The 11562-nt window shown below is 49.0% G+C and carries 14 protein-coding genes; 5 read left to right on the top strand and 9 right to left on the bottom strand.

All coding sequences use genetic code 11. The features are described 5' to 3' along the window. Nucleotides 1-17: 17 nt before the first annotated feature. From ACIDF8_RS11170 to ACIDF8_RS11185, 4 genes are all read left to right on the top strand, one after another. Nucleotides 18-305 (top strand): PsiF family protein, encoded by a 288-nt coding sequence (locus ACIDF8_RS11170; RefSeq protein WP_412010691.1) that lies wholly within the window; start codon nt 18-20, stop codon nt 303-305. Nucleotides 306-487: 182 nt separating this feature from the next. Beyond that, entirely contained in the window at nt 488-1360 is an 873-nt protein-coding gene (locus ACIDF8_RS11175; RefSeq protein WP_412010692.1) for a fatty acid desaturase family protein, read from the top strand. Next, nucleotides 1361-2224 (top strand): fatty acid desaturase family protein, encoded by an 864-nt coding sequence (locus ACIDF8_RS11180; RefSeq protein WP_412010693.1) that lies wholly within the window; start codon nt 1361-1363, stop codon nt 2222-2224. Nucleotides 2225-2400: 176 nt separating this feature from the next. Continuing rightward, the gene (locus ACIDF8_RS11185) at nt 2401-2922 is read left to right on the top strand and encodes a superoxide dismutase family protein (RefSeq protein ID WP_412010694.1); all 522 of its coding nucleotides are present in this window, start codon (nt 2401-2403) and stop codon (nt 2920-2922) included. A gap of 103 nt (nt 2923-3025) precedes the next feature. On the opposite strand, the gene cyoE is transcribed toward ACIDF8_RS11185, so the two are convergent. Genes cyoE through ACIDF8_RS11205 form a run of 4 tightly spaced genes read right to left on the bottom strand, consistent with a single transcriptional unit; the run spans nt 3026 to nt 6263 of the window. Continuing rightward, complete coding sequence (gene cyoE, locus ACIDF8_RS11190) at nt 3026-3925, bottom strand: heme o synthase (RefSeq protein ID WP_412010695.1); 900 nt, start codon at nt 3923-3925, stop codon at nt 3026-3028. 23 nt (nt 3926-3948) lie between these two features. Further along, the gene (locus tag ACIDF8_RS11195) at nt 3949-4917 is read right to left on the bottom strand and encodes a COX15/CtaA family protein (RefSeq protein ID WP_412010696.1); all 969 of its coding nucleotides are present in this window, start codon (nt 4915-4917) and stop codon (nt 3949-3951) included. Nucleotides 4918-4920: 3 nt separating this feature from the next. After that, nucleotides 4921-5535: an SCO family protein gene (locus ACIDF8_RS11200; protein ID WP_412010697.1), complete on the bottom strand. Its 615-nt coding sequence runs from the start codon at nt 5533-5535 to the stop codon at nt 4921-4923. Between the two features lie 2 nt (nt 5536-5537). After that, nucleotides 5538-6263 carry an SURF1 family protein gene (locus tag ACIDF8_RS11205; RefSeq protein ID WP_412010698.1) on the bottom strand — a complete coding sequence of 242 codons (726 nt, stop codon included), beginning with the start codon at nt 6261-6263 and terminating at the stop codon, nt 5538-5540. A gap of 49 nt (nt 6264-6312) precedes the next feature. On the opposite strand from ACIDF8_RS11205, the gene ACIDF8_RS11210 reads away from it, so the two are divergent. Then, entirely contained in the window at nt 6313-6513 is a 201-nt protein-coding gene (locus tag ACIDF8_RS11210) for a twin transmembrane helix small protein (RefSeq protein WP_412010699.1), read from the top strand. An 86-nt stretch (nt 6514-6599) separates the two neighbouring features. Here ACIDF8_RS11210 and ACIDF8_RS11215 read toward each other — a convergent pair whose 3' ends face one another. The 5 genes from ACIDF8_RS11215 to ACIDF8_RS11235 form a co-directional block, all read right to left on the bottom strand. Next, nucleotides 6600-7532, bottom strand: a complete 933-nt coding sequence (locus ACIDF8_RS11215; RefSeq protein WP_412010700.1) for a cytochrome c oxidase subunit 3 — start codon at nt 7530-7532, stop codon at nt 6600-6602. A gap of 41 nt (nt 7533-7573) precedes the next feature. Next, complete coding sequence (locus tag ACIDF8_RS11220) at nt 7574-8110, bottom strand: cytochrome c oxidase assembly protein (RefSeq protein WP_412010701.1); 537 nt, start codon at nt 8108-8110, stop codon at nt 7574-7576. A 180-nt stretch (nt 8111-8290) separates the two neighbouring features. Then, on the bottom strand, nt 8291-9883 hold the full coding sequence (gene ctaD, locus ACIDF8_RS11225; RefSeq protein ID WP_412010702.1) for a cytochrome c oxidase subunit I: 1593 nt from the start codon (nt 9881-9883) through the stop codon (nt 8291-8293). A 30-nt stretch (nt 9884-9913) separates the two neighbouring features. Then, nucleotides 9914-11080, bottom strand: a complete 1167-nt coding sequence (coxB, locus tag ACIDF8_RS11230; RefSeq protein ID WP_412010703.1) for a cytochrome c oxidase subunit II — start codon at nt 11078-11080, stop codon at nt 9914-9916. 20 nt (nt 11081-11100) lie between these two features. After that, entirely contained in the window at nt 11101-11562 is a 462-nt protein-coding gene (locus ACIDF8_RS11235) for a DUF2244 domain-containing protein (protein ID WP_313986986.1), read from the bottom strand.

An 11562-nucleotide genomic window follows, 5' to 3' on the forward strand; every position in this document is an offset into this window, starting at 1 on the left:
TTTATTTGGAGACGTCGATGAATAAACTGGTGGTTGCTATGTTGCTCTCTTGTGTCTGCTTTTCTGCTTATGCAGGCACGCAACAAGAAAAAATGAAAACCTGTAACGCCGATGCTAAAACCAAGGCGCTGGCTGGCGACGAGCGCAAAGCGTTCATGAAAAAATGCCTGTCAGCCGAAGGTGCCAGCTCAGGCTTGACGGCACAGCAGGAAAAAATGAAAACCTGTAACGCCGATGCCAAAACCAAGGCACTTGCTGGCGATGAGCGTAAAGCGTTCATGAAAAAATGTCTGTCTGGCAGCTAAAGCCAGTCCTGCGAAAAAAGCCTGTGTCGTACACAGGCTTTTTTATTGCGTCGTCACAGCTATATTTACTAGCTATTTACCAGCCCATTTTATAAAGCCTGCGCGCTGTAAGGATTTAGTAAGTCATCCATTGCATGATAGGCACTTAATTTTATTCTTGGACTATTGCTGGGGTTTTGCCTGTGCGCGTCAAAAAATCTCCTTTCCTGTTTGCCTATAGCTATTGGGATCTCATCCCCGTGCTGGCAGGATGCCTGCATTTCGCCTTTTTTTTATGGATGATTGCCAATTTTCATCGCCTGCTGCTTTGGCAAAACCTATTGATTGGCGTGATCTACGCCTTTAGCATTTCATGGAATGTGAACAGCGTTTCCCATAACTTTATTCATAACGCTTACTTTAAATCTGCCCTGCTTAACCGCCTTTTCAGCCTGATGGAATCAGTCACCATGGGATTTTCACAAACCATGTATGACTACGTACACCGGCAACATCACATCGGCAACAATGACCGAAAAGATGCCCAGGGAGAGACCATCGACTGGATCTCTATTTACCGTCATGGCGAGAATGCACAGGCGGAACACCCCCTCAAATACTCATTGCTGAGCTATTTCCGCGATGATCCCAAGCGGATTTATGGCCTGATCAAAAAACATAGCCAGGCATTGGCCTATTTTGCTGTGTTTGAGGTCGTGGTCGTGACCTTGATGATCGTGGGCTTTTTGCTGTGGGATTGGCAATTCGGACTGTTTTATGTGTGCTTTTATTATCTTGGCCACTCATTGACCGCGATGAATGGCTACTATGAGCATGCTGGCGCGAATCCTGACTTGCCGATTGCCTGGGGCGTCAGCTGCTATAACAAACTCTACAATTGGCTGTGGTTAAACAATGGTTATCATGCTGAGCATCACTACCGGCCCAAGCATCACTGGACAAAGATGCATGCCCTGCATACAGAGATTGCTGACAAACAAAAGCAAGCTGGCGTCAAGGTGATCCCTTGGCCACACCCAATTGGATTTATGATGGAATTGATTAAGGAAAAATAAATGGCAGCCAAAAACAAGCCACGTTTTTTATTTGCCTACTCTTACTGGGATCTGCTACCGGTCGTCTTTGGCATTCTGCATTTTGCCTATTTGATCGGCATGTTTCTCTGGTTTGACCGCCTGCCATGGTATGCCAACGTGCTATTGGGCCTGGTATATGCCGTCAGCATTTCATGGAACATCAATGGCATCTCGCATAATTTCATCCACAACCCATACTTCAAGTCTGAATTCCTGAACAGGATTTTCAGCCTGCTGGAATCTTTGACCATGGTCTTTTCGCAGACCTTTTATGATGCGGTGCATAAACGCCACCACATCGGCAATAGCGACCGGCAGGATGCCAATGGTAATACCATAGACTGGCTCTCGATTTACCGCTACGGCAGCAACGGTGAACCTGAGAATGTCTGGGCGTATACCTTTAAAAGTTATTTCAGGGATGATCCGGCAGAAATCTACCGGGAAATTAAAAAACGCAATCCTGGCCTGGCACGTTTTGGCGTGTTTGAAATTATCTGTTCCATCCTGCTGGTGCTGGTTGGCTTCGTCATGAACTGGAAATTTATGCTGTTCATGGTGCCGTTTTATTACCTCGGTCACTGCTTGTCTTCACTGAACGGCTGGTATGAGCACTGGCGCGGCAATCCTGACTTGCCGATCGCCTGGGGGGTGAGCAGCTACAGCAAACTTTACAACCTGATCTGGTTCAACAATGGCTATCATGCAGAGCACCATTACCGCCCCAAACACCATTGGACCAAGATGCATGAACTGCATTTGCAAATCGCTGACAAACAGAAAGAAGCGGGCGTACATGTGATTACCTGGTCGCATGGCCTGGGCTTCTTGCAACCCAAATAAGGGACTTCCAGACATCCTTGATGCCAAATTAGGATAAGGGTGGAACCCGCAACCGGGAAACAGCACCCTTCTTTGGCGGTAGCGATTGCTGCAGCTGGCTTGCGGATGCAATGCGGCTACGAATGACGCTACCGGCGATGTCACCCGCACTGACTTGTTAAGAAGAAGGAGCTTTTATGCAAATTTGTCCACGTCTGTTGTTGAGCCTCGCCCCTTTTTTACTGGCGTCCTGTAGTCAAATCCCTTTTATGCAGCAGACCTCTGCACACGCCACGCTAGAAGCAAAATCAGACTCACAAGTCGCAGGTGACGTTGACCTGATTCAGCAAGGCACTAAGGTGATGTTGATCGCCAGAGTCTCTGGCCTGGCGCCAAACTCTATTCACGGCTTTCATATTCATGAAAAGGGCGATTGCTCTGCCGCGGATGGCACGAGTGCCGGCGGCCACTTCAACCCTGACGCCAATCAACATGCCTCTCAAGCTACCCCCAACCATCACTTTGGCGATCTTCCCAATCTGACAGCAGATAACACCGGCAATGTCATTTACCGGGCGACACTGGAAGATGCGAGCCTGTCTGAAGGTGCGCACGCATTGATTGGCCACGCGATTATTATTCATCGCGATGCAGATGATTATGTATCGCAACCTGCAGGTAATGCAGGTCCCAGAATCGCATGCGGTGTGATTAAATAAGCGACTAAAAACGGCGTGCCGATGCGGTCATTCCCCGCATCGGCACGCCGTTTTGTTATTCTGCACTGGTTATCTTGTTGGGATCATCACGCAATTTAAACCCTTAAGCAATCAGGTAATGATCCAGTAACAACGCAGCAAAAATCAGGCTTAAGTAGAGGATAGAATACTTGAACGTTGTTTTAGCCAGCGCATCCGAATATTGCCGGTAAAGGCTGACCACATAATACATAAACACCGCATTGAGCAACACTGAAGACAGCAGATACAGCCAGCCGCTCATCCCAAGCCCATAAGGCATGAAGGATACCACCACCAAAATCACCGTATACAGGACGATATGCAACAGCGTAAAGCGCTCTCCATGCGTGACCGGTAACATAGGCATGCCGACTTTGGCATACTCTTCACGGCGATACAACGCCAGCGCCCAAAAATGCGGCGGGGTCCAGGCAAAAATGATCAGAAACATGACTAACGCTTCTGGCGACACGGTATTCGTGACAGCTGCCCAGCCTAAAATGGGCGGCATGGCCCCAGAGGCGCCGCCAATCACAATATTTATCGGTGTGGCAGGCTTGAGAAACACCGTATAAATCACCGCATAGCCGACAAACGTCGCCAAGGTCAGCCACATGGTGAGTGGATTGACCCAGTAATACAGAATGCTCAACCCGATGCCGCCCAACATGCTGGCAAACAGCAAAGTTTCCATTTGGGATAATTGGCCAGTAGGTAAAGGACGGGCCCGGGTACGCGCCATCATGGCATCAATTTTATGCTCAACCAGGCAATTGAATGCGGCGGCAGCCCCAGATGCAAAGGCAATCCCTATCGTGGCAGCGAGCAGTACTTTCAGCGGCACCATGTGCGGCGTCGCCATAAACATGCCTATCATGGCGGTAAAAACAATCAGTGCCGTGACGCGCGGTTTACATAAGGCATAAAAATGCCGCAAACTCATTTTTGCAGCTGCCATCTGTGTGATCCATGCAGTTTGCATCGCCTACTCCCCTTTGTTTTAATTTACTTATGCTTCAATCTTGCGTTAATTGCCACCAGGCAAACCCCTAGCAATGCCGCCCCAGCATTATGCATGACAGCCAAAACTAAGGGTAATTGTAAAATCAGATTGGCAATGCCCAATCCAATCTGGCAGAGCAAAATCAGCAGCAACCCAACACATAACCAACGCGGGATTGCGGATTGCCATAATAGCCTGAGGCTCACCAGCAACCAGGCAAACACCACAAGCGCGCCCAACCGGTGTACCCATTGAATCGCCGTCAATGCATTCAGGTGCAACTGGCCGCCATCGCGGCTTTCACCCAGTGCACGCGTCAGATGAAACGCCTCTCCCATATCCATCTCTGGCCACCATGCCCCATGGCAGGTAGGGAAATCGGTACAAGCCAGTGCCGCATAATTACTACTGGTCCAGCCGCCTAACAGCACCTGCATGATCCAAACCAGTAAAGCCAATTCTAACCAACGCAACTGCCAAGCTTTGAGCACGAGACGCTGAATCGACACATGGCGAAAAGCAATCCAACTTAATACGGCCAATGTCGTCATGCCACCCAGCAAATGTAAGGTGACGATGACTGGTTTAAGTAATAAGGTGACCGTCCACATCCCAAGCAGTGCTTGCAACACGATCAGACCAACCAATCCTGCCGAAAGTTGCCACGGCGTTTGTAGTGCTCGCCGTTGACGGTAAGCCAATATCGCAATTAGCAACACCAACACTCCCAGACTGCCCGCAAGATAGCGGTGTGCCATTTCCTTCCAGGCCTTGGCATGTTGCAATGGTTTATCCGGGTAGGCGTTTTGGGCAGAGGCAATCGCAGCCTCACTTTGCGGCACCGTCAATGCCCCATAACAGCCTGGCCAATCCGGACAACCCAAGCCTGCATCTGAGAGCCGCACATAGGCCCCTAACACTACCACACAAAAGGCCAGCATCGCGGCCAACACACTTAATCGTTTAAACATCCACTATCCAGCCCACGAAGCTTTTAACAATTTCACCAAATCCTTGCGTATCCATTTGGCCTCCAGCTCGGGGCCGTACTGCATCATGATATTGCCAAGTGGATCAATAAAATACACACGGTGCGCCTCTAATGTGTTCTGCCCACCACCGCTCAACAGGCTGCCTAACTCAACGATCTGCTGGGATTCACCGTTAAGAATCAGCATATCTGGGTAGCGCGCACGGATCTCAGCGGTGTCTTTCTGCTGTGTAATGAGTACACGCTGTACGCGGATCATGTCTTTATACAAGGAAACATAAATCTGCCTGAGGTCATACAAGCGCTGCATACAGCCAGAATCACATTCCCGCGCAATAAACACCATACTCCATTTATCTTGCCAGAAGGCAGGTTCGACTTGCTGCTTATCACTGACCCAGTGGGTGGCGTGGGCGATCGACACCGGCGGTTGAATCAGTTGACCATGGCTTTTGCCGCTAGGACGCCAATCAAACTTGTACATGGCAACCACGACCAGTAACGGCACGGTAAAAAATACCGCCAGCAATAAAAATACCATGCGGCCTTTACGTTGCTGCACAGGATCCAAGGCAACTTCTGTCAAATGTTCCTGCATACTCAAGACCGTTTTTCTATCATTTGATAAAGACCTATCATCAAGCTTGCCAATGCAAACCCAAACCATTGATAGGCATAACTCATGTGTTTTTCAATTTGCCCGCCAGGGACTTGCCAAACCCGGACAAAACCCGCCTGCATTGCTGGATCTAACTTGAGGGTCACATCCGCAAACGAATATGGGACATGCTGCCGCAGGTAAGAGAAGTCAATCACAGGTTGCACCGGCTGCCAGTCTGCAGTGGCTTTGTCCAATCTAAACCCGGTTTTAGTGTGTTGCCAGAACAAGCCTTGGATGATTTGTTCAGCCTCTGATGTCTGAATCTCTGGTGTTTTCTGATGGTCGGCAAAGCCTGCTATCCAGCCCCGGTTTACCCAAATGACATGCTTTTGATCCCCCAATAACAAGGGAGTAATAACGTGGAATCCAACCCGGCCATCCAGCATCTGGTTATCGAGGAAAAAGCTGTATTGTGGTAAATAGTGGCCTTTGATCACCACGGTTTGCAGGTGTAGTGCCTCAACCTGGCGGGGAACATCCAGATCTTGCGCGCGCAATTCGATGGCATTGCCGTGTGGTTTCAACGCCTGCATGATGGCCTGCTTTTGTTCAGCTTTGTGCCACTGCCACATACCCAACCGCAGGCAACTCCATATCGCCACACCCATCATAACCACCACCATCCAGCGCAGACGAAAAACATAATTTCCCAAGGGTATTTGCATTTTCTAGCTTACAGCCCATAATGTCATCACGTTAACGAGAGATCACATCATGTTCATTAAAATTGCCACCATTTTAATACTGATCGTCATTATAGGCAGCCTGTTTTCTGCCCTGCTTTTTTTACTCAAAGACAAACGCGGATCTGACCGCACCGTCAAAGCACTTACCTTACGTATTGGTCTCTCTATCTTTCTTTTTCTGGTTTTGGTCATTGCCGCGCATTTTGGCTATGTCGGCCACACACTATAAGCACGCCCTCACCAGTCGCTCCAAAACATTTACTCAAGAACAAATATCCAGACAAGAAAGGGCGCGTTTTGCGCCCTTTTGACTCGTTAGAGCATATAAACAAAGATATACAAACCGAGCCAGACCACATCTACAAAGTGCCAGTACCAGGCAACGCCTTCAAAACCAAAATGATGCTCAGGCGTAAAGTGCCCTTTAATACTACGCAGCCAGATCACAATCAACATGATGGTACCGATTGTGACGTGGAAGCCATGGAAGCCAGTTAACATGAAGAACGTCGCACCATAGGCGCCAGACTTGAGCGTCAGCCCCATTTCAGTATAGGCATGATGATATTCGGCTGCCTGACAGCACAAGAAGGTCACCCCTAGCGCGATTGTTAAAAACAGCCCCACAATCAATTGCTTACGGTTGTTTTTGATCAGCCCCCAATGCGCCCAGGTAATCGTGGCCCCAGAACTTAATAACAACAAGGTATTGATCAGTGGTAAACCGCTCCAGGTCATGGGGTGGAATGCGGCGTTGGGCTTATAGGTTTCACCAAGCACGGTGCCACCAGGGCCTTGCGAAGGCCAATTACTCAAGAAATCCTTATACGGTGTAATGTCAGGTGCATAAGAAGCCAAATCAGGCACTGAAAGCACACGCATGTAGAACAATGCGCCAAAAAACGCCGCAAAAAAAGCCACTTCGGAACAGATAAACACGATCATGCCGATACGGAAAGACTTGTCTTCCCATTTTTTATACTGACCGGTCACGCTTTCAGTGACGACAGTACTTAACCATTTAAACATCATGGACAGGACAATCGCCACCCCCAGATACATCATGTACTTGCCTGGGGTTGCCAGATAAGACAATGCCGGGTTTTTGATAGACCCATCCAGGCGGGTATCAGAGCCAGTGACATTAAATACAAAGCCACTGGCCATAGACAGCAACCCGACTGAAATCAACGCCGGGTAGATGCTACCGTGCGGGACAAAATAGTGATTTCCTGAATGACTAGCCATGCATTAGCTCCCTATCCTTTATTTATATTGCCTATTATTGTTTACTGACTTGCCGGAAAAAATGAATACGACAAAGTCATCTCTTGTACTTCTTGCGGCAAGTCAGCACTGATAAAAAAACGCAAAGGCAGTGCTTTTACTTCCCCTGGTTGCAGTGTCTGTTTCACAAAACAGAAACACTCGATCTTTTTCAAGTGTGCCGATGCCTTACCTGGCGTCACACTTGGAATGGCTTGGCCAGCGACTACGGCATTGGTAGTGTTTTTCGCCTCAAACATCACCGTAGTGACCTGGCCTGGATGCACCACCACGCTGCTTTGCTTGGGGTAAAAATTCCAGCCCAAGCCAGGCATCACCGATGAAACAAACTGCACAGTCACTTCACGCTTTAAATCCACTACAGCCTTCGCAGCAGTCTCTGCAGTATTCTTTGTTTTGCCGTTCAGCCCGGTGACCGAGCAAATCACGTCATACAAAGGCACTAGCGCAAACGCAAACACCAATGCACCTACAATGACCCAGACCAACTTAATCGCCAATCTTTTATTGGCGGCCACCTGCTTTTGCTCTAATGCCATAACAATGCCAGCGGCCGATTACTTCCAGATCGTAAACATTGAAACCAGATACCAGCCGATTGCGATGATTGCCAGCAGCCAGGCTACCTTTTTATTATTTGATTGCTTACGGTCGGTCACAACGTCTCCATCTTCTTCGATCAGGTCAGTGATTAAATCTACCACTGACCTGCATCAGCATCACTTAACCACTGGCTGCTCGGTAAAGCTGTGATACGGCGGTGGAGAGGGCAATGTCCACTCCAGGCCCTGCGCACCTTCCCAGACTTTATCCGAGGCCTTCTGGCCACCTTTGACACAGCTGATGATGATGTAGACAAACAACAGCTGTGAAAGCCCCAGTGCAAATGCACCGATGCTCGAAATCATATTGAATTCGGCAAATTGCAAGGCATAGTCTGGAATCCGGCGTGGCATCCCTGCCAAGCCAACGAAGAATTGCGGGATAAAGGTCACATTGAATGAAATCGCTGTTAACCAGAAATGTAATTTACCCAGCTTCTCGTTATACATATGGCCAGTCATTTTGGGCAGCCAGTAGTACACACCCGCCATAATGCCCATGATGCCACCGGCAAACAGGGTGTAGTGGAAGTGCGCCACCACAAAATAGCTGTTGTGATATTGCGCATCTGCCGCAACGTCAGCCAGCACCAACCCCGTCAAGCCTCCAACTCCGAACAACACAATCCAGCCTACGGTGAACAACATCGGTGTTTCAAAGCTCATCGAGCCTTTCCACATGGTGCGGATCCAGCAATAGAACAGCACAGCCAATGGCAAGGAAATAGCCATAGTGCTATACATAAAGTACAGTAAAGCAGGCACAGGCATCCCCGCTGTAAAGAAGTGGTGTGCCCAGACGACAACCGCCAACGCACCAATTGCCCACAGCGAATACACTTGTGCTTTGTAGCCGTACATTGGTTTACGGCTGAATGTTTGCAGAATTTGTGGGATAAAGCCCCAAACTGGCAACAGCAGGATATACACTTCTGGGTGGCCAAAGAACCAGAACAAATGCTGGAACATGATCGGATCACCGCCGCCTGCTGCATCAAAGAAGTGTGTCCCAAAGTGACGGTCTGTCAACAGCATTGTCACTGCACCAGCGAGCACGGGAATCGTCGCAATCAGCAAAAACGCAGTGATCAACCAGCCCCAGGCAAACATTGGCATTTTCATCAACGTCATGCCAGGGGCACGCATGTTGTATATGGTCACAATGATATTAATAGAGCCCAGCACCGAAGAAATACCTAGCAGGTGAACCGCAAAAATCGCAAAATCCACGCCGATACCGCCCTGCACAGATAAAGGGGGATAGAATGTCCAGCCTGTTGCTAACGCACCATCGCCTACACCGAACAGTGCCAGCGTAAACGGCAGCGTTAACAGAATCGCTGAGGGGGGCAGAATCCAGAAACCCCAGTTATTCAAGCGTGGCAAGGCCATATCGGGCGCACCGATCTGCAACGGCAGCATCCAGTTGGCAAACCCAGTGGCTGCAGGCATCAGCGCAGCAAAAATCATAATCAGCGCATGCACACCAATCAACTGGTTAAAAAACTCTGGGTTCATCAACTGCAATCCCGGCTTGAACAACTCGGCACGGATACCAAGAATCATCGTCCCACCGACCAAGAACATAATCAGTGAAAACGTCAGGTACATGGTCCCGATATCTTTGTGGTTTGTCGTCGTCAGCCAACGCATGATCCCGGTTGGGTGATCGTGATGCTCATCATGATGTGCTACTGATGTAGTACTCATAGTGCTCTCCTAAATCAATCGCTTAAATATTTATTCACGGGCTGCTTTAACTTGCGCCGGTTGCAACACTGCATCTACTGCTGCCGAGTTACCCAAGGCATTCCGCTCATAGGTAATCACTGCTGCAATTTCAGTATCATTCAAGGTCGCCTTCCAGGCAGGCATGACGCCCTTACCATTCAGCACACGGTCGAGGTGACTGTCTTTCTGGTATTTACCATCCGCGCCAAAAATAGCGCCAGTGGCAATTTTGCTGCCAGTCAGCGCCGGGAAGGCTGGGGGCAGGCCTGCACCAGTCACCTGATGACACACAGCACAGTTTTTCTCATAAACAACCTTGCCCTGCGTGACCAACTCGTCTTTGGTCATTTCTTTGACATCATTAGCAGCTTTTTGCTCATCCTGTTTTTTATTTGCCCACTGCGCAAACTCTTCTTTAGAAACCGCATTCACCACCACAGGCATATATCCATGACCCTTGCCGCATAGCTCTTTACATTGGCCGCGGTACACACCAGGCTTCTCAACCTGCACCCAGGTTTCACGAATAAAACCAGGCACTGCGACGCGTGAAGAGCCAAATTGCGGCACCCACCAGTTATGCAACACGTCAGAGGCAGTCATCAAAATGCGCACCTTCTCGCCTACCGGCAGCACCAGCGGATTATCCACTTCCAGCAAATAATGCTCGCCTTTTTCTTCTTCGTTATGCATTTGACCGTTAGAGGTTGCCAAGTTGCTGACAAACTTAATCCCCTTCGCATCGCCATCGAGGTATTCATATTGCCAGCGCCATTGCGAACCGGTGATTTTGATCACCATGGTCGATTGGTCGCGGGTATCCTCCATCATCACGACACTGTGATAAGCAGGAATCCCCATGATGACGAAGTCAATCAGGAGCAGAATTGCAAACGGGATCAGGGTCCAGAAAATTTCTACTGCAGTTGAGGGGGCTTTATCGGCGACGGGTTTGTAGCCTTTGCTGTGACGGTGGGTCACAATCGAGTAAATCATGATTGCCAACACCACCACAAAAATCACGGCAGTGATCAGCATGAATTTATTATGTACGTGTAGGGTATCCAAAGCCATCGGCGTGACTGGCTCCGGAAAATTCCAGGTGTAGTCAGCATGCGCACTTAAAGACAAGAACCATGCAACCGCACCAACCCCGAGTTTCTTCATCCCTTGCATCTAATCGCTCCAAAATCCAGTTATCTAGTTTTTAGAAGTGTTCGTTTGAGATGAGAGGCCAGGGCTTCGCGTTGCGCATCATCCATGGTATCTCGACCAAACTCGACTTCTTGATTATGGGACCCTATCCACAGTGACGTCTTGCCGTTCTCACCTTCCCTGAGCGTTATACGGGTCCAGTAGCGCTGAAACCGAACGTGTTTTATTTTCCCCAACACACTTTGTTCGATTTCAATATGATCCTCAACGAAAGTGATTTTTTCGTAGTCACCGCTATGACGCAGCACCACCACAAACGCCAGAACCACCAACACCAATTCCAAGCCAGCAAATGGCAACACCATCCAGGCACCTATATGCAAAAAAGCCATGGCAATCAGCCCCGAAAACACGCCCAAACTCAGCAACAACTTCAACACACTTTCCGATGAAGCCGAGGCATTTGGCCTGGTAACGCATTGTGTTTCGCAAATAGATAACAT

Origin of the sequence: Methylophilus sp. 3sh_L (genome assembly GCF_046766015.1) — a bacterium.
Classification (GTDB): domain Bacteria; phylum Pseudomonadota; class Gammaproteobacteria; order Burkholderiales; family Methylophilaceae; genus Methylophilus.

What these genes read in the sequence shown, in the direction of transcription:
- ACIDF8_RS11195 (WP_412010696.1), bottom strand. Translation starts at nt 4,917, where the DNA reads ATGTTTAAACGATTAAGTGTGTTGGCCGCGATGCTGGCCTTTTGTGTG.
- ACIDF8_RS11180 (WP_412010693.1), top strand. Translation starts at nt 1,361, where the DNA reads ATGGCAGCCAAAAACAAGCCACGTTTTTTATTTGCCTACTCTTACTGG.
- ACIDF8_RS11210 (WP_412010699.1), top strand. Translation starts at nt 6,313, where the DNA reads ATGTTCATTAAAATTGCCACCATTTTAATACTGATCGTCATTATAGGC.
- ACIDF8_RS11235 (WP_313986986.1), bottom strand. Translation starts at nt 11,562, where the DNA reads ATGTTATCTATTTGCGAAACACAATGCGTTACCAGGCCAAATGCCTCG.
- ACIDF8_RS11170 (WP_412010691.1), top strand. Translation starts at nt 18, where the DNA reads ATGAATAAACTGGTGGTTGCTATGTTGCTCTCTTGTGTCTGCTTTTCT.
- ACIDF8_RS11185 (WP_412010694.1), top strand. Translation starts at nt 2,401, where the DNA reads ATGCAAATTTGTCCACGTCTGTTGTTGAGCCTCGCCCCTTTTTTACTG.
- ctaD (WP_412010702.1), bottom strand. Translation starts at nt 9,883, where the DNA reads ATGAGTACTACATCAGTAGCACATCATGATGAGCATCACGATCACCCA.
- ACIDF8_RS11205 (WP_412010698.1), bottom strand. Translation starts at nt 6,263, where the DNA reads ATGCAAATACCCTTGGGAAATTATGTTTTTCGTCTGCGCTGGATGGTG.
- cyoE (WP_412010695.1), bottom strand. Translation starts at nt 3,925, where the DNA reads ATGCAAACTGCATGGATCACACAGATGGCAGCTGCAAAAATGAGTTTG.
- ACIDF8_RS11215 (WP_412010700.1), bottom strand. Translation starts at nt 7,532, where the DNA reads ATGGCTAGTCATTCAGGAAATCACTATTTTGTCCCGCACGGTAGCATC.
- ACIDF8_RS11220 (WP_412010701.1), bottom strand. Translation starts at nt 8,110, where the DNA reads ATGGCATTAGAGCAAAAGCAGGTGGCCGCCAATAAAAGATTGGCGATT.
- coxB (WP_412010703.1), bottom strand. Translation starts at nt 11,080, where the DNA reads ATGCAAGGGATGAAGAAACTCGGGGTTGGTGCGGTTGCATGGTTCTTG.
- ACIDF8_RS11200 (WP_412010697.1), bottom strand. Translation starts at nt 5,535, where the DNA reads ATGCAGGAACATTTGACAGAAGTTGCCTTGGATCCTGTGCAGCAACGT.